The sequence below is a fragment of the Nonomuraea sp. NPDC005501 genome (assembly GCF_040605905.1).
Classification (GTDB): Bacteria; Actinomycetota; Actinomycetes; order Streptosporangiales; family Streptosporangiaceae; genus Nonomuraea.
Genome location: NZ_JBEXDT010000009.1, coordinates 1 through 16,899 on the forward strand (window position 1 = coordinate 1; position 16,899 = coordinate 16,899).

At 70.2% G+C, this 16,899-nt stretch carries 11 protein-coding genes and 1 pseudogene; 5 read left to right on the forward strand and 7 right to left on the reverse strand.

The features are described 5' to 3' along the window. The 3 genes and pseudogenes from ABZS51_RS07535 to ABZS51_RS07545 form a co-directional block, all read right to left on the reverse strand. Window positions 1-797 (reverse strand): annotated as a pseudogene (locus tag ABZS51_RS07535) (hypothetical protein); the annotation flags it as partial. Window positions 798-917: 120 nt separating this feature from the next. After that, complete coding sequence (locus ABZS51_RS07540; RefSeq protein ID WP_355437449.1) at window positions 918-4,202, reverse strand: discoidin domain-containing protein; 3,285 nt, start codon at window positions 4,200-4,202, stop codon at window positions 918-920. A gap of 14 nt (window positions 4,203-4,216) precedes the next feature. Further along, a complete protein-coding gene (locus ABZS51_RS07545; protein WP_355437451.1) occupies window positions 4,217-5,626 on the reverse strand; it encodes a glycoside hydrolase family 43 protein in 1,410 nt (469 codons plus the stop codon). A gap of 452 nt (window positions 5,627-6,078) precedes the next feature. Between ABZS51_RS07545 and ABZS51_RS07550 the strand changes: the two genes are divergently transcribed. Next, a complete protein-coding gene (locus ABZS51_RS07550; protein WP_355437453.1) occupies window positions 6,079-6,627 on the forward strand; it encodes an N-acetyltransferase in 549 nt (182 codons plus the stop codon). 139 nt (window positions 6,628-6,766) lie between these two features. After that, entirely contained in the window at window positions 6,767-7,411 is a 645-nt protein-coding gene (locus ABZS51_RS07555; protein ID WP_355437455.1) for a helix-turn-helix domain-containing protein, read from the forward strand. A gap of 142 nt (window positions 7,412-7,553) precedes the next feature. Here ABZS51_RS07555 and ABZS51_RS07560 read toward each other — a convergent pair whose 3' ends face one another. Together ABZS51_RS07560 and ABZS51_RS07565 are read right to left on the reverse strand one after the other, a co-directional pair. Beyond that, the gene (locus tag ABZS51_RS07560) at window positions 7,554-8,426 is read right to left on the reverse strand and encodes an NmrA/HSCARG family protein (RefSeq protein ID WP_355437457.1); all 873 of its coding nucleotides are present in this window, start codon (window positions 8,424-8,426) and stop codon (window positions 7,554-7,556) included. A gap of 130 nt (window positions 8,427-8,556) precedes the next feature. After that, window positions 8,557-9,159 (reverse strand): TetR/AcrR family transcriptional regulator, encoded by a 603-nt coding sequence (locus ABZS51_RS07565; RefSeq protein ID WP_355437458.1) that lies wholly within the window; start codon window positions 9,157-9,159, stop codon window positions 8,557-8,559. A gap of 87 nt (window positions 9,160-9,246) precedes the next feature. Between ABZS51_RS07565 and ABZS51_RS07570 the strand changes: the two genes are divergently transcribed. Then, window positions 9,247-10,068 carry a class I SAM-dependent methyltransferase gene (locus ABZS51_RS07570; protein WP_355437460.1) on the forward strand — a complete coding sequence of 274 codons (822 nt, stop codon included), beginning with the start codon at window positions 9,247-9,249 and terminating at the stop codon, window positions 10,066-10,068. 250 nt (window positions 10,069-10,318) lie between these two features. Continuing rightward, complete coding sequence (locus ABZS51_RS07575; RefSeq protein ID WP_355437462.1) at window positions 10,319-10,966, forward strand: hypothetical protein; 648 nt, start codon at window positions 10,319-10,321, stop codon at window positions 10,964-10,966. A gap of 78 nt (window positions 10,967-11,044) precedes the next feature. Here the strand turns inward: ABZS51_RS07575 and ABZS51_RS07580 are convergent, their stop codons facing one another. Beyond that, window positions 11,045-13,138, reverse strand: coding sequence for an AAA family ATPase (locus ABZS51_RS07580; RefSeq protein ID WP_355437464.1), 2,094 nt, complete (start codon window positions 13,136-13,138; stop codon window positions 11,045-11,047). Beyond that, window positions 13,135-15,480: a LuxR C-terminal-related transcriptional regulator gene (locus ABZS51_RS07585; RefSeq protein ID WP_355437466.1), complete on the reverse strand. Its 2,346-nt coding sequence runs from the start codon at window positions 15,478-15,480 to the stop codon at window positions 13,135-13,137. The genes ABZS51_RS07580 and ABZS51_RS07585 overlap by 4 nt, the downstream gene beginning before the upstream one ends. 221 nt (window positions 15,481-15,701) lie before the next feature. Here ABZS51_RS07585 and ABZS51_RS07590 point away from each other — a divergent pair, with 221 nt between their 5' ends. Then, window positions 15,702-16,898 carry a cytochrome P450 gene (locus tag ABZS51_RS07590; RefSeq protein ID WP_355437468.1) on the forward strand — a complete coding sequence of 399 codons (1,197 nt, stop codon included), beginning with the start codon at window positions 15,702-15,704 and terminating at the stop codon, window positions 16,896-16,898. Window position 16,899: the final 1 nt, after the last annotated feature.

A 16,899-nucleotide genomic window follows, 5' to 3' on the forward strand; every position in this document is an offset into this window, starting at 1 on the left:
GGCACCGTGCCGTACGGCCAGCCGTTGTGCCCGGCCATCACGTCCATCCACTTCTTGAACTGACGGGCCAGCGCGGCATGGATCTGGTCCCGCTGCGCGGCCGTCACCGTCGCCGTGGAGTCCCAGCGGACGCAGTAGTTGATGGAGCCCTTGTTGGCCATCACCTGGTCCCAGCCGTAGTTACGGAAGCCGTACAGGTCGTTGTACGTGCTCTCCTGGTGCTGCCAGACCTCGTTGAGCGGCGTGACCAGGTTGGCCGGCGGGTTCCAGGCGCTGGGGGTGCCGCCGCCCGACGGGTCGTTGGCGTATGCCTTGACCTCCAGCAGCCCGACGGAGCCCTGACCGCTCTGCAGCACCACGCGCAGCCGGGTGGTGCTGACCTGGCCGAAGGTGACCTTGTTGTAGGCGTCCGTCCGAACGGGGTAGCCGCTCGCGTTCGGGACGTCGGCGTAGGCGCCGCCGGTCCAGTACTGGAGCTTCCAGGAGGCGGGGACGCGCACGCCGCCGCCGTCGTCGAAGAAGTAGATCTCGGCCGCCCGGAGGGTCTGCGACCCGCTCCAGGTCAGCTCGGCCCACTGGGAGCCGGTGTTGGGCCAGGTGCCCCAGCGGCGGTTGACCGTGTCGTTGGAGCGGGGCGGGTCGATGCCGTCGTTGAGCGCGGCCACGCTCTCCCAGGACGAGGTGTACGACGCGCTCGGGGTGGCGGACGTGGCGAGGTTCGTCTCCGCGTACGCGGCCTCGACCGGTAGGAGGAAGGCACTCACCAGCAGGAGCGGAAAGAGGGCCAGGCGTTTCATCGCGCCTCCAGGGTGGGGGGTTGGGTGTCGCCGGATGTGGGGCCGCCCGGCACGCGCCGCCGTGCGGGGGCGGCCCGTGCCGGGCGGGTGTCACGTGGCCAGGTCAGCCGCCGGCACGGCTCACGGTCCGAACGCCTTGACCTCAAGGAGGCCGACCGAGCTGGAGCCGTTGCCGGTGAGCAGCACCCGCAGCCTGGTGGTGCCCGTGGCGGTGAACGTGACGGTGTTGTAGCCGTTCTTGGTCAGCGTGTACGCGCTCGCGCCGGGCACGTCCGCGTACGCGCTGCCGTTCCAGTACTGCAGCTTCCACGACGCCGGCATGTCGATGCCCTCGTCGTCGTCGAAGAAGTACACCTGCGCCTTGTTCAGCGTCTTCGCCGACGACCACGTCAGGTCCACCCACTGCTGCCCGGTCTCCGGCCAGCAGCCCCAGCGGGGGTTGACGGTGTCGTTGGAGGAGGGCGGGTCCACGCCGTCGTTCACGGCGTTGACGTTCTCCCACGACGAGGTGTACGAGGCCGTCGGGGTCGCCGAGGCGGCCAGGTTGCCCGCGGGCGGCTCCTGTGTGCCGCCCCGGTTGAACACCTTGATCTCGGTCAGGCCCGTCTTCGCGCCGGAGGCGTTGGTGGCGAGCACCCGCACCCGCTGGGCGTTGACCGCGCCGAACTTCACCACGTTGTAGTTGGCCTGCGGCGTCGCCGGGCTCTTGGCCTGGCTCGGCACGCTGACCCACGCGCTGCCGTTGTAGTACTGGATGTCGTACGCCGACGGCGCCCGGTAGGTGGTGCTCGCGGGGCGGCTGTCCTTGAAGTACAGGCGCACCTCGTTGAAGGTGCGGGCCGCGCCGAAGTTCAGCTCGTACCAGTCCTGGCTGTTGGGCGAGCCGCCCGCGCCCCAGAACGGCTCGTTGATCGGGTAGCCGTCGACGGCGCCCGCGACCGTGCTGCCCGAGCCCGTGTAGGAGGCGCTCGCGGTGGCGCCGGTGGCCAGGTTGGTCAGGTCGGCCGTCAGGTCCACGCCCGCCTTGGCCAGCATGTCCACCATGCGGGCGCCGGTCTGCGTCACCTGCGCGGGCGACTGCAGACCCGCCACCGCCACGTGGTAGGCGACGGTGCCGCTGGTGGTCACGTCACCGGTGGCCGGGTCCCAGGTGAAGGGCACCAGCGAGTTGACCGTCGCGGCGCGGTTGCCGTTGACGTAGATCGAGTAGCCCTCCGGCACGCCCGGGTAGCGCACGACGCCGTCGGACGGGTCGTCCCAGACGATGGTCAGGTCGGCGTTGCGGTAGCGCAGGTTGTTGACGGTGAAGTGGGACCAGCCGATGTTGATGGGCGAGAGCTCCACCTTGGCGTCGTTGCGCGGCCGCAGGCCGGCCACGTCCTCGATCACGGTCCAGTTGCTGCTGCCGAGGATGTTGTGGTGGATCCACGACCGGTACGTGATCGCGGAGCCGTTCCAGTCGGCCCAGAACTCGTTGGCGTCCGGCCACTGGGTGTTGCCGTTGACGTACTGCGCCCAGGCGTTCCAGTAGAGCAGCTTCTTGTAGTCGTTCGCCGTCATCCACGAGTTGGGATAGTTGCGCAGCACTGACGAGTACAGCCTGAACTGCACGGTCGAGTTGATGGTGGAGAAGTTGTTCGACCCCGGCTGGCCGGCGTCGGCCGCTGCCTTCTTGTCCACCTGGTTGGCCGTGTAGAAGGGGAAGATCGGGTACTGGGCCGGGTCGTCGTACAGGCGCAGCGCCTGCCTGTACGTGGCGGTGTTGGGGATCGCGCCGACCGCGAACGGGTAGTAGTTGTTGATCTCCTTCCACGGCACCCATTCGTTGGTCGACTTCAGCCGGTGCTCGAAGAGCTGCCGGTTCGGGTTCCACAGCACGTTGACGATGGCGTTCTGGATCTGCGTGGCCAGGGTCCGCATCTCGGTCGCCTTGGCGGTGTTGCCGATCGCCTCGTACGCCTGGGCCGCGGCCAGCGCCCCGCTGTACTGGTAGGCCGACTCGGCCCGGTCCATGTTGCCGCTCTTCCAGTGGAAGGAGACGGCGTCGGCGTCGTTGCCGGTCAGGGCGCCCCAGTCGTACTCGATGAGCTTGTTGTTGTCGTGGTCGTAGTAGGCGAGCTGTCCCTTGACGTCGCCTTCGGCGTAGCGGGCCAGGTTGGCCGCGATGGCGGGCTGACCGCCGTGGATCTGGTAGCTGCGCCACGCCGCCTCGGCGATGTACTGGGTGTAGCTGTTGGACCAGTTCTCGGGGTCGCCCGGGTTGTCGACGAAGCGGCCGTTCTTCGACACCTGGCCGACGCTGAGCCAGTCGCCGTAGGAGTACTTCGGGTCGCGCAGGTACTTGAGGTCGTCGATGTGCATCGGCTGGGTGAGCGCGATCGCGTTGTTGTAGCCGAGAACGCCCTCGGTCGAGGTGGGGAACTGGAACGTCTGCCCCGGGATGTCGGCGTCGAGGTTGTTGAAGCGCATCAGCCACCAGCGGTAGTAGATGTTCTTCTTGATGGCCGGCTCCGGCACGTCGATGTAGGGCACGTTCTGCGCCCACCACCGGTTGTAGGCCCGCACGTGGGTGGCGAAGGCCGTGGCGTTCGAGTAACCGGCGTACGCGTCGTACTCGGTGCGCGACTCGGGGATCTCGTTGGTGACGAAGCCCATGACCAGCTTGGCGGTCACGGTGGCGCCGGCCGCGACGGTCACGGACCGGTTCAGGCCGCCGCTGGAGACGGTGAACCCGTCACCGGTGAGCCTGGGGTAGATCGTGGTCAGGTTGTTCTTGGCGTTGACCTGCCCGGTCAGCTCGCTGCCGCTGCCCGACGTGGCGTACGGCGAGGTGGCCCGGAGCTGGAGGGTGGCCGAGCCGGAGCCGTTGTTCGTGATCGACAGGTTGGTCACGGCGACGTTGTTCTCGGTGATGAACTTCGTCTGGTTGACCGTGATCGAGCCGCTGGTGTGGACGCTCTTCCAGTGGCTCGGCGCCTGCCAGCGGGAGTTGACCTGCTCGGTGAAGGTGCCCGGGGTGATGGCGACGGTGTAGGCGTTGTTGTCGCTGATGCTCTCCCAGTACGCGACCTGGCCGGCGAAGCCGAGCGTGCCCGGTGTGTGGGTCTTCATGAACAGGGCCCGGCCGCGCGACATCAGCCAGGTGCCGGCCGGGTCGTTGCCGGGCCGGGCGAGCAGCCGGTCCATCCAGAAGTCGGTGCCGGAGCTCTCGGCGTCGTAGATGGACTGCATCATGTTGCCCGGCGTGTACGAGACCGGCGCCGCCGGTACGGCCGGGCCGCTGAAGGTGGGGAACCCGATCGTCTGCGCCGCCCGGGCCGGGGCCCCGGCCACGAGCACGCCCGCGACGAGCAGCAGGGCGGTCAGGCCCCGCCGTACGACGCGCCTCATCACAGAGCCGTTCATCACAGGGCCATCCATCACAGGGCCATCCATTCCAGGACGCCGGTCGAGTAGCCGGACTTCGAGGTGATGCTCAGCCGCAGCCGCGTCGTCGAGACGGCGGGGAAGGACGTCACGTTGTAGGTGTTGGCGGCCGTCCCGCAGGCCGACTGTCCCGGTACGTCCACGTACGCGGTGCCGTTCCAGTACTGCACCTTGCAGGAGGCGGGCAGGTCGATGCCGAGGTCGTCGTCGAACCAGTAAGTCGCGATCTTGCTGATCGACTGCGCGCTGTTCCAGCGGTACTCCAGCCACTCGGTGCCCTGGTGGTCCCAGTTGCCGTAGGCGCCGTGGCTGTGGTCGGCCGAGCCGGTGGGCACGTACCCGTCATTGACGGCGCCGAGGGTCTCCCACGAGGAGACGTACGAGGTGGACGGCGTCGCGCTCAGGGCCAGGTTGGTGCCGGTCGGCGGGCCGCCGGGACCGCCGCCGGGGCCGGTCGTCTGGACGACCTTCTGCATGGTGCCGTCGGCGTTCCAGTAGAGCTTGTCGAGCGTCACCGAGCGGCGGAAGTTGCCGCCGCCCGGGCTGCTCGCGTTGTGGTAGACCATGTACCACTGGCCCTTGAACTCGATGATCGCCGGGTGGTTCGTGGTCGAGGTGACCTGGTCGAGCACCACCCCGCGATGGGTCCACGGGCCGAGCGGGCTGCTCGCGGTGGCGTAGCGGATGCAGGCGTAGCCGGAGGCGGCGCAGCCCGAGTCGTTGGCCGCGTAGGCGAGGTAGTAGGTGCCGTTGCGCTTGAACATCCAGGGCGCCTCCCAGAAGTTCGAGACGCCCTGCGGGGTGATGACCGAGCCGTCCAGGTTGATCATGTCGGGCTTGAGCTTGGCGGCGCGCAGGCCGTAGTAGGAGCCCCAGTAGATGTAGGACTGGCCGTCGTCGTCGGTGAAGACGGTGGGGTCGATGTTGAGCGGCGAGGAGTTGGGGGTGCTGTCGCTGATCAGCGGGCCGCCCTTGGCGTCGTGGAACGGGCCGAGGGGGCTGTCGCCGACGGCGACGCCGATGTCCATCCAGCCGGCGCCGTTGCCGTTGACGGGGGCGTACCAGTAGTACTTGCCGCCCTTCGGCTCGACCTCGCCGGCCCACGCGTCGGCGCCGGCCCAGGGGAAGTCTGAAAGTTTCAGCTTGGCGCCCTGGTCGGTCCAGGTGGTCGCGTCCCCGGAGGTGAACACGTGCCAGTCGCGCATGACGAAGTTCGTGCCGCCCGTGGGGGCCTCGTCGTGGCCGGTGTAGAGGTACATGGTGTCGCCGACCACCAGGGCGGCCGGGTCTGCGGTGTAGATGGAGGTGGTGATGGGTGCGGCGGCGGGGGCGGGTGCCGCGGATGCGACGACCAGCCCCAGCGCGGCCACCGCGCCGAGGATCGTGGTTCGCAGGCGTCTCATGCAGGGCTCCTGGGGGGTAGAACCTAGCTTTTGCTTGGTTAGCGCTAACATTTCTGAGCGGTGCATAGGGGATCTTGTGGCGATACAGGTGATCAACGCGCTGGGGCGCGGCGCCCTGAGTGTTTGCGATATCAAAAGCGCCGTCAAGACCCAAAATGATCGCCCAGCTCACAGCGCGAGAACCGGGTAGTGCGGCCGAACCGCGGGCGGGAGCACCAGCGGCGCCTGCGTCGGCGGAGAGATGTACCGCTCGAAGCCGTGCGTGGCCGGCAGGCTCGTCGGCAGGAGCCTGCCGGCTGATCTAGTGCCGCATCAGCGAACCTTCGCCCCGTCGGAGCGAGACGCTCCGTTCGGATGCTGGTCCGGTGTGCAACTGGGGGGTCCCTGGCCGCGTGTCCTCCCGGTTTTGAAACCGCGTGCGAGCCACCCGGAGGGGCCTTTACTCTCCGGACATGGATCTTCGCGAAGAACTTCCGAGCGACAGACCGGCCGTGCGGGATGTTCACCTGCGGGCGTTCGGCGACCATGGCTTTGTCGTGGCCGACCTGGTCGATACCCTGCGGGCCACCATCGCGCCCGAGGACGGTCTCTCGCTGGTCGCCGAGCACGACAGGCAGGTCGTCGGCCATGTCATGTTCACCCGCAGTCTCCTCGATGCCCCTCGGCGGCTGGTTGAAGTGCAAGTCCTCAGTCCGTTGGCCGTGATGCCTGAGCTCCAGAAGCGCGGTATCGGCTCGACCTTGGTCCGACACGGACTGGGGATCCTCGCCGAGCGGGCTGTTCCCCTCGTCTTCCTGGAGGGCGATCCGGGCTATTATTCGCGTTTCGGCTTCGTGCCCGGTGGTGGCCAGGGCTTCCGAAAGCCATCCCTGCGTATCCCGGACGGTGCCTTCCAGGCCATCAAGCTCCCAGAGTACGAGCCATGGATGACGGGGACGCTGGTCTATGCAGAGCCGTTCTGGCGGCATGACGCAGTCGGCCTGCGTGACCCCCACGCATAGTGACGCGAGCGCCGATACCCCTGTTGTGAGCGCGGTGTCGCCAGACTGTGCGGGTGGCGGAACGAGTACGTGTCCGCGAGATTGAGGACGAGAGGGCAGGCGGTTGCTGCGGATCATCCGCCGAGGCACCGGTTCGGTGGTGACGTGGCGGCGAGCGCAGATGGTGCTGCTGTCCGCACAGGGCATGCCCGTGGTAAAGATCTCCGAGGTGACATTCACCAGCCCGGACCGGGTCCGGGACGTGATCCACAACTTCAACGCCGACGGCTTCGACTCGCTCTACCCCAAGTACAAGGGCGGCCGGCCCAGCACATTCACCCTCCCGGAGCGGCGCGAGATCAAGAAGATCGCCAAGTCCAAGCCGGCCGAGCACGGCCTGCCGTTCTCGACCTGGAGCCTGGCCAAGCTGGCCGACTTCCTGGTCGCCGAGGGGGTGGTCGACGACATCAGCCACGAGGGCCTGCGGGGCCTGCTCCGCGAGGAGGGCGTCTCGTTTCAACACATAAAGACCTGGAAGACCTCCCGCGACCCCGACTACGCTGCCAAGAAGGCCCGCGTCGAGCACCTGTACGCGATCGCTGACGGCGAGGTCATACCCGAAGAGGGCGAGCCTGAAGTCGTCTCATGCCTGGACGAGTTCGGACCGCTCAACCTGATGCCCCACCCCGGACGGCAGTGGGCCGAGCGCGGCGGACGGCACAAGGATCCCGACCGCGAGCCCAGGCCTCGACGCCGGGCGACCTACACCCGTCCCCACGGGGTGAGGCACCTGTTCGCCGCCTAGTTCGCCCTCGACGGCACCGACCATGCCAGCCACAAAGAGCAGGGCAGCATGATCCGCCGCTACATCATTTGGCGGAACAAGCACGCCGCCGACGAACGCCTCCGCGAGATCGTGGACAGGGCGAACGTTGCCTGGCGCGGCACTAGCCCGCGAGGACGCGGTCCCAGTCCACCGTCTTGGCCCACTCGGCGTAGCTGTGCCAGCGCACGGCAGGGTACCTCGCGTGCAGCGCCTCGATGTCGAGGAAATCGGTGTTGTTCTCGAAGCTCTCGAACATCGTGGCCACCTCCTCGCCGGCCCACTGCCGCACCACGTCCAGCGGCAGCTGCTGGTACGGGATCTCCCGGCCGAGCACCTCGCTCAGGATCTGGGCGGCCTCCTGCCCGCTGACGCGATCGGAGGCGATGTCGATCCGCTCGCCGACCAGCTCGCCGGGATTCTCGACGGCATGTACGGCCATGCCGGCGATGTCCAGGACACTCACCTGGTCGAGCGGCTTGCCGGGAGTCAGCGGGTTGGCGAGCATGCCGGCACCGAGCCGGCTGAAGCCGAGGTTGAGCACGTTCTCCATGAAGTACACCGGGCCGAGCACCGTCGCGCGCACCGGCTGCTCGCGTAAGTACGCCTCTATGAGCTGCTTGCTGTCGGCGTGGTCGACGTTGGTGGCCACCAGCCGGTCGCCGCCCCGCACCGAGGAGTAAACCAGGTGGACGTCGAGGCGAGCGGCGGTGTCGACGAGCAGGCGTCCCTGCGCGACCTCCTCGTCCTTGCCGCCCTCGCCGAACGGCACCGACAGGCCGAAGACCGCGTCGGCGCCCGCGCAGGCGCGCTGAAGCGCGTCGGGATCGGCGAGGTCGCCGGTGGCAAGGCGCGCTCCTCGGGCTGACAGCGCCTTCGCTGCCGGCGATTCCGCCGAGCGCGCGTACGCCACCACTTCGTGACCGCGTTCCAGGAGCAGATCGGCGACAGCGCCGCCCTGCTTGCCGGTGGCCCCTATGACGACGACTTTGGTCATGACGAAGAGCTCCATGGTTGAGAGGAATCGATCGATGACATGCGGGCGCGTTCGCACCGGCCCGTTCGGCCGTGCCGCCCGCCGCCAGCAAGTCTGGGATCTCAACCACGGTTGGGGTCAAGCGGCACGCTCAGAGCAGGCGTCTCTGCACGACGTCGGCGATGACCGCGTTCACGACCTTTCCCACCGCCTCGGGGTCCGGCGGACCCTGCTCCCGGTCGGCGAACAGCATGTGCGCGCTCCCGATCAGGCAGAGCGCGAGCGCGTCCACGTCGGCGTCCGCGGCGATGCGCCCCATCTCGCACTCGTCTCTCAGGTAGGCGCCGATCACACCGGCGGCCTGCGTCAGCACCGGGACACCGGGCACGGGCCGGACCTGGCGCAACCGGGCGCGCAGTTCGTCCCGGAAGATGATGAGACTGACGACCGACACGGTGACCGGGTCGAACAGCTGGATCAGCGCCGCAGTGAGGTGGGCGGCGACGGTGCCGGTCCCGGCCGAGCCGCGCAGGTCCGTGGCCGGGCCGTCGAGCCGGGCGATGCGTTCCTGCACCAGCTCGACCAGGAAGTCGTCGAAGTCCTCGAAGTGCCGATGGAGGACGCCTTTGGCGACGCCCGCCTCCTCCGTGACGGCTCGGCTGGTCAGCCCGTTCGCCCCGTCCCGGAACAGGACGCGCTCGGCGGCGGCGAACAACTGCTGCCGCACGTCTCGGAGGGCCACTCCCGTCGGCATCGCCTGTTCTCTCCCTACATCCGACCTTCGCTCTACGCGAAACGCTATCCGGTTGTCGAGTGGGCGGTCGCCCACTATGGTGGGCGCATGCCCACTATGCCGCAGAAGCCCTCCCTGCCTTCGAAGCAGTCATCCCACCAGGCCAGGCAGATGGCCGAATCGTTCGGGACCGACACCGAACGCTACGACCGGGCCCGGCCCCCCTATCCCGACGCCCTCGTGCAACGGATCATCGCCGCCAGTCCCGGTCCCGACATCGCCGACGTCGGCTGCGGCACCGGCATCGAAGCCCGGCAGTTCCAGGCGGCCGGCTGCAAGGTGCTGGGCATCGAGCCGGACGCGCGGATGGCCGAGTTCGCCCGCCGGACCGGGGTCGAGGTCGAGGTCGCGACGTTCGAGGACTGGGATGCCGCCGGGCGCACGTTCGACGCGGTCGTCGCCGGGCAGTCCTGGCACTGGGTGGACCCGCTCGCGGGCGTGGTCAAGGCGGCTCAGGTGCTGCGCCCCGGCGGCCTGCTGGCGGTGTTCGCCCACGCGTACGACCCTCCGGCCCCGATCGCGGAGGCGTTCGCCGCCGTACTGCGGCAGGTGGTGCCCGACTCGCCGTTCAGCGCCGGCCCGCCGAGACCGGGCCAGGAGATCTACCGGCAGATGTTCGCCACGTTCGCCGACGGCATCCGGCAGGCCGTCGCGTTCGGCGAGCCGGAGCAGTGGCGATTCGACTGGGAGCGGCACTACACCCGCCACGAATGGCTCGACCTGCTGCCCACCACCGGCGGACTCACCCGGCTCCCACCGGACAAGCTGGCCGAGGTGCTGGAGGCCGTCGGAGCCGCCGTCGACGCGGCCGGAGGCGGCTTCACCATGCAGTACACGACGATGGCGGTCACCGCGTCCCGGAACGCCTGAGCTTCCCCGCCGCCGATGGGCGCTGACCTGGAAGGTGCGCAGAGCGGTGGCGGATGAGAGGAGGCTCCCGACGCGACCTCGTCGTCCGATGAGAGAAACTCCGGCGCGGCCTCGAACCAACGAACGTGCGGTGGCATCCAACAGGAGCACAGCGTCGGAAGGACTCATGTGATCATCTGGTTGGGCGACACCTCGGGGGCAGGCGACCGCATGACGCAGGACGCCTCGCAGCCGTGAGCGTCTCCCAGGCATGGTGACCCGCAAACGCGCCCCGCGCTCCACGCGGCGCATCGACGTGACCCGCCTTCCCGAAGACGTCGTGGCGCTCATCGACGCCCTCGATCCTGGCGAGGACCTGGTCCTCACGCGTGACGGGGCGTCGATCGCGACGATCTCCAGCACCATCGACGTGGTCCAGGGCGCCATCGTCGATCGCGACGCGCCGGACGAGGCCGACGACGAAGCACCGATCGACTACGAGAGTGTGACAGTCGTGGCCACCGCGATGGAGCTGTCGACCGCGGCTCGGGTCGCGCTCTCCACCCAGCTCGGGGCCGACTACGTGGTGCTCGACATGCATGCGGCTCCCGCGACGACCGATGTGCTGCTGGTACCTCCAGGCAGCCCGCAGTTGATCGCAGCGCTCCGATCGATGTTCCCGAACGCCCGCGTCATCGTCACCGAGATCGAGGACCACGAACTCGGAGTTCAGTACTACGGCCCGGTCCGACGGCTGCTCAACGCCGGCGCTGATGGTTATCTACCACCGGCGACCCTCCCGCTCCTGGCCAGGCAGCTCGACTACACCCTGAATCAGGGGCGGGAGATCGCCGGCGGGGCCGCGACACCACCGCAGATCGCACCGACCGTGGAGCCGTCGGATCCGGACGACGAATGACCCCGCGCCTCTTCGCCGGACCGTCCTGTCTCATGGGGAGGTGCGCGCCGTTCCGCACCCCCGGTCCGGACGGCATGCTCAGGCGCGGGACCGGGAGTCGATCCTGTCGAGGACGGTGTGGTCGAGGCTGTGCCGGGCGCCGTCGCGGAAGGCGGCGGTGAAGTCCCGGTCCCCGAGCGCCCGGCGGGCCTGGTCCGCGCAGCTCTCGTGCCAGACGGCGTGGTACCAGAGCCGGGTCGGCGAGGAGTCCACCGCCTGCCACAGCGCGTGCGCGGCACCCAGCACCCAGGCGGCTCGCGCGTGGTCGCCGCCCGCCCCGGCGATCCACGCCAGCACCTCCAGGCACTGGGTCAGGCACCACCGGTCGTTGATGTGCGCCGTGAACGCGGCGGACTCCCGCACCAGCGACTCGGCGCGATCCCGGTCGCCCAGGCTCCAGGCGGCGATGCCCAGGGAGAGCTGGGCGTAGCCGCGGGACACGGCCGCCCGCCGCTCCTCGCACAGCGCCAGCAGCTCCTCCCCGTGCGCGGCGGCCCGTCCCGGATCGTGGACCGAGCCGTAGGTGGCCGCGAAGTAGAGGTCGAGCGCCACTCCGGCCACGTCGTCCATGGCGCGGTGCAGGACGAGTGACTCCTCCAGCAGCTCCAGCCCGCGCCGTACGTCTCCGGCGACGTACGCGGCGAGCCCCGAGATGCGGATGACGTACGGCAGGAGCCGCTCGTCCCCGGTGCTCAGCGCGAACGCGTGGCTCTCCTCCAGCCGGGGCATGGCCCCGGCCACGTCGCCCTGCCGCAGGGCCAGCATGCCGTCGACCCACAGCGCCGTGGCGCGGGCGTGGCTGGGGGCGGGCGCGAGGTCCAGGCCGCGCTCCAGCCAGTACCGCCCCTCGGTCAGCGAGCCCGTGGGCAGGCTGAACGACCACATCGTCGAGGCCGTCTCCAGGCCCACGACGGCCGTGTCCGGCTCCCCCAGGCACAGCTCCAGGGCGGCGCGCACATTGGGCTGCTCCCGCTGGAGCAGCAGGTAGCGGTCGAGCTGCTCGGGGACGAGCTCGTCGACCCGATGGCCGCTCACCAGGTCGCGGTAGTGGCCGATGTAGCGCAGCCGCAGCGCCCGGCCCTCTTCCGGCTGGAGCCGCTCGCCACCGTGGCCCCGGATGCACTCCAGCATCCGGTACCGCGTCCCACCCTCGGAGTACTCGCTGACCAGGACGGACTTGTCCACCAGCCCCGCGATCAGGTCGAACACCTCGGCGGAGGCGATGCCGTCGCCCGCGCAGACCGCCTCGGCGGTGTCCAGGTCGACGCTTCCGGGGAACATCGACAGCCGGGCCCAGAGCCGCTGCTCCGGCGGCGAGCACAGCCGGTAGCTCCAGTCCATGGTCGCGCGGAGCGTGCGGTGGCGCGGGAGCGTGACGGCGCTCCCCGCGACGGGGACCTCCAGGAAGTCGTCCAGCTCCCGCATCAGCCCGTCGAGCCGCAGCGTGCGCAGCCGCACGGCGGCCAGCTCGATGGCCAGCGGGATGCCTTCGAGGCGCTGGGCGAGCCGCGCCACGGTGGCCGCGTTGCGCGCGTCCACGGCGAACCCCGGCTGCACGCTGGCGGCACGGTCCGTGAAGAGCCGCACCGAGTCGTGGCGGGCGATCTCCCGGGCCGGGCTGCCGGGGTCGGGCACGGGCAGCGACGGCACCGCGAGGACCTGCTCGCCGTACACGCCGAGGATCTGCCGGCTGGTCACCAGCACCCGCATGCGGGGCGCACCGCGCAGGATCCGGTCCACCAGGCCGGCGCAGTCGGGCAGCAGGTGCTCGCAGTTGTCGAGGATGAGCAGCATGCGCTTGTCCGACAGGTAGTCCACCAGCAGCGCCGTGGGGTCGGGCCCCTGGTCGCGCAGCCCCAGGGCGGCGGCGACGGTCGGCCCCAGCAGGTCGCCGGTCTCCAGGGTGCCGAGCTCGACCACCAGGACGCCGTCCTTGTACGCGGTGCGCAGGCTCTCGCAGATCCGCCGAGCCAGCCGGGTCTTGCCCACCCCGCCCGTGCCGGTCAGCGTCAGGAGCCGGGCCCTGACCAGGATCCTGCGCGCGGCGGCCAGCTCGCTCCTGCGGCCGACGAAGCTCGACACCTCCTTGACGGGGCCTGGCCGGGCATGGTCGCCGTCCGTGAACGGTCTCATGACGCACCTCCTGACCACGGCTCGTCCACGGACAGGTCCTGCCGGCCGATCCAGGCCGCGATCTGCACGCGCGAGCTGAAGCCGAGCTTGCTGAGGATCTTCTCGACGTGTCCCTCGGCCGTACGCTGGGCGATCACCAGGGAGGCCGCTATTGCCTTGTTGCTCATGCCCCGGGCGACGAGCCGGGCGATCTCCATCTCGCGCCTGGTCAGCGGCGAGGATTCGCGCGGGCGCTCGCCGGTGCTCCTGTCGGCCCGCAGCGCGTAGGCGATCACCTGGGCGGGGGTCATCGTGGCTCCCTTACGGAAGGCCGTCTCGAACCTGCGGTCGCCGATGGCCGCCCGCGCCGCCTCCTCGCACGCGTCGTGGTAGTCACACAGGTGACCGAACAGCGGCCCGCCGAACGCCCGCCGCATCTCCTCCAGCGCGCCGAGCAGCGTCGCGGCCCGCCGCCCGTCGCCCTCTCCGGCCGCCATCCAGGCCAGGGCCTCGGCGCACAGCGCGATGCCCAGAGGGTCCTTGAACGGCTCCTTGAGCCTGATGGCCTCGCGCTCCATCTCCACCGCCCGCCGCGTGTCGCCCTGCTTCCACACCTCTATCCCGTACGTCCACAGGGTGTAGGAGCGGAACCAGCGCTCCCGGCGCGTCTCGCACAGGCGCAGGCACTCCTCGAAGCTGTCCACCGCCTCGTCCGCGCGACCCAGCAGCGACCGGGCCGTCCCGAGGTAGATGAGCGAGTTGGCCACGAGCATCTGGTCACCGGTGGCCCGGCCGCATTCCAGCGCCTCACCGAGCAGGTCCAGCGCCTCGGGCAGCTCGCTCTGGAGGACCGCCGCGAGTCCCCCGACGTAGGCGGCGGCTCCCGTGATCCCGTCGTCGCCGAGCTCGCGGTTCAGCTCGCGGCATTCGGCCAGCAGGCCGACAGCCACGCCGAAGTCGCTCTGCAGCACCGCGAGCCGCGCGTCGACGCACAGCGCCCGAGCGCGCGCCCGCACCGGGGCGGCGTCGACGGCGAGCAGCCGGTCGAGCCAGCCGCGCCCCTCGCGTGGCGAGTCGGCGGCGATCCAGTAGTAGCGCAGCGCGGCGGCCAGGGTCATGCCCGCCTCGGCCTCCCCCGGCGTGGACACGCAGTAGTCCAGCGCGGAGCGGACGTTGTCGTGCTCCAGGCGCATGAGCCGGTACCAGGTCACCTGGTCGGGGCCGAACCACGCCTGGTGCATCCGCGTCGCGAGGTCGTGGTACCAGACGCGGTGCCGGTGTCGCAGCTCCCCCTCCTCGCCGGACTCGCGCAGCCGGTCACGGCCGTACTGGCGGATCGTCTCCATCAGCCGGAAGCGCACCATGGAGCCGTGCTCCTCGCGCAGCAGGATGGACTTCTCCACCAGGCCGATGACCACGTCGACGATCTCCTCGGCGGCGATGCCGTCACCGGCGCAGACGTACTCCGCGGCCTCCAGGTCGAGGCTGCCGGAGAAGACCGACAGGCGCGCCCACAGCAGCCTCTCCTGCTCGGTGCACAGGGCGTGGCTCCAGTCGATGAGCGCCCTCAGCGTCTGCTGCCGCGGCAGCCGCGCCCGCGAGCCCGTCGTGAGCAGCCCGAAGCGGTCCTCCAGCCGGGAGAGGAGCTGCTCGGCGGAGATGACGCGCAGCCGCACGGCCGCCAGCTCGATGGCCAGCGGGATTCCGTCCAGGCCCCGGCAGATGCGGGTGACGGTCTCCCGGTTCGCGTCGGTGATCTCGAAGTCGGGCACGACGGCCCGGGCACGCTCGGCGAACAGCCGCATCGCGTCGGACCGCTCGGGCGGCTCCCCGCCGGGCCGCTGCCCGTTCATCCCGGGCACCGGCAGCGCCGGGACCACCATGGTCTGCTCGCCGGGGGCGCCGAGCGCCTGTCTGCTGGTGGCGAGGATGCGCAGGCCGGGCGCGGCGCGTACGAGTGTGGCGGCGAGCACCGCGCACTCGTGCAGCAGGTGCTCGCAGTTGTCCAGGACCATGAGGATCTGACGGTCGCGCAGATGGTCGGCGAGGACGTCCATCGGCTCCCGGGAGGAGTGGTCCACGATCCGCAGGTTCTCGATCACCGCCTGGACCAGCACCCCGGAGCTCTCCAGCGCGGCCAGCTCGACCAGGCACACACCGTCGCGGAACGCGCGCCGCACCTCGGCGGCGACCCGCAGGGCCAGCCGGCTCTTGCCGACCCCGCCCACCCCGGCGAGGGTCACCAGCCTGGAGCCGGCCAGCAGGCGCTTGACCTCGGCGATGTCCTGCCGGCGGCCCACGAAGCTGGTCAACTCGGCCGGCAACCCGCCGGCGGTCCAGCCGTCCGTTCCCCGTGACGTCATGACTGCTCCACAATCCGGCGGCGGGGTCCCCTTCCTCGTCACCGGCCGACAGAACTCAGCGTACGTCCATCCCCCTACCCCATCCGGCGAGATCGTCGCGGGTCAGAGCCATCGCGAGAATCGGGTTCGCGCGTGGATCTTGCAAGTGGGCGAGGCGTTGGTACCGTCATGGTCAGGAGCGGTCAGGAGCGGTCAGGATCACCGGTCACCCGGGGGGACACATGACGGACACCTCGATGATGCCGCTGCACATGCGTCGGGACGGGTTCGACCCCATCCCCGAGCTGGGCGCGCTGCGCGACGACGAGGGCGTCAGGCGGGTCACCACGCCGTTCGGCGTCGAGGCGTGGCTGGTCACCCGCCACGCCGACGTGCGCGCCGTCCTGGGCGACGCCGAGCGCTTCCCGCTGTCCCAGCTCGGCCTGGCCCGGCTGCCCGGCGCGCCGCCGGTCAGCGACGAGGAGCTGGCCGTCCTGCGGGCGGGCAACCTGCTCGCCCACGACCCTCCGGAGCACACGCGGCTGCGGCGGCTCCTGACGCCCGAGTTCACGCTCCGCCGGATGCGCCGCCTGGAGCCACGCGTGACGAGCATCGTCGAGGAGCATCTGGACGCGATGGAGAAGGCCGGGCCGCCGGCCGACCTGGTGCAGGCGTTCGCGCTGCCGATCCCGTCACTGGTGATCTGCGAGCTGCTGGGCGTCCCCTACGCCGACCGCGAGGGCTTCCAGCACCGCACCAGCCGGATGCTGGACGTGTCGGTGCCCGTCGAGAAGCGCATCGAGCTCCAGCTGGAATCACGCGCCTACATGTCCGAGCTGGTCGCGCGGATCATGGCCGACCCCGGCGAGGAGCTGCTGGGCATGCTGGTGCGCGAGCACGGCGGCGAGGTGACGGCGGCCGAGCTGACCGGCATCGGCAGCCTGCTGCTGTTCGCCGGCCACGAGACGACCTCCAACATGCTCTCCCTCGGCACGCTGGCGCTGCTGCGCCACCCGGACCAGCTCCGCATGCTGCGGGAGGACCCCGAGCGGGCCGACGCCGCGGTGGAGGAGCTGCTGCGCTGGCTCAGCATCGTCCACTCCGGCACCAGCAAGGTGGCGGCCGTGGACACCGAGATCGCCGGCCACGCGATCCGGGCCGGGGAGATGGTGATCTGCGCGCTGCCGACCGCCAACCGCGATCCGGAGCTGCTGCCCGACCCGGACGCGCTGGACATCACGCGCGGGGCGCCCGGCCACGTGGCCTTCGGCCACGGCGTCCACCACTGCCTGGGCGCGCCGCTGGCCCGCATGGAGATGCGGATCGCGTTCCCGGCGCTGCTGCGCCGGTTCCCCGCCCTGCGCCTGGCCGAGCCGGGGCCCGCCTTCCGCTCCTTCCACGTCGTGTACGGGCTGACCTCGCTGCCCGTCGCCTGGTGAC

Excerpts from the sequence above, each read along its gene's own strand:
- ABZS51_RS07540 (WP_355437449.1), bottom strand. The coding sequence starts at position 4,202 with ATGAACGGCTCTGTGATGAGGCGCGTCGTACGGCGGGGCCTGACCGCC.
- ABZS51_RS07545 (WP_355437451.1), bottom strand. The coding sequence starts at position 5,626 with ATGAGACGCCTGCGAACCACGATCCTCGGCGCGGTGGCCGCGCTGGGG.
- ABZS51_RS07550 (WP_355437453.1), top strand. The coding sequence starts at position 6,079 with ATGGATCTTCGCGAAGAACTTCCGAGCGACAGACCGGCCGTGCGGGAT.
- ABZS51_RS07560 (WP_355437457.1), bottom strand. The coding sequence starts at position 8,426 with ATGACCAAAGTCGTCGTCATAGGGGCCACCGGCAAGCAGGGCGGCGCT.
- ABZS51_RS07565 (WP_355437458.1), bottom strand. The coding sequence starts at position 9,159 with ATGCCGACGGGAGTGGCCCTCCGAGACGTGCGGCAGCAGTTGTTCGCC.
- ABZS51_RS07570 (WP_355437460.1), top strand. The coding sequence starts at position 9,247 with ATGCCCACTATGCCGCAGAAGCCCTCCCTGCCTTCGAAGCAGTCATCC.
- ABZS51_RS07575 (WP_355437462.1), top strand. The coding sequence starts at position 10,319 with ATGGTGACCCGCAAACGCGCCCCGCGCTCCACGCGGCGCATCGACGTG.
- ABZS51_RS07580 (WP_355437464.1), bottom strand. The coding sequence starts at position 13,138 with ATGAGACCGTTCACGGACGGCGACCATGCCCGGCCAGGCCCCGTCAAG.
- ABZS51_RS07585 (WP_355437466.1), bottom strand. The coding sequence starts at position 15,480 with ATGACGTCACGGGGAACGGACGGCTGGACCGCCGGCGGGTTGCCGGCC.
- ABZS51_RS07590 (WP_355437468.1), top strand. The coding sequence starts at position 15,702 with ATGACGGACACCTCGATGATGCCGCTGCACATGCGTCGGGACGGGTTC.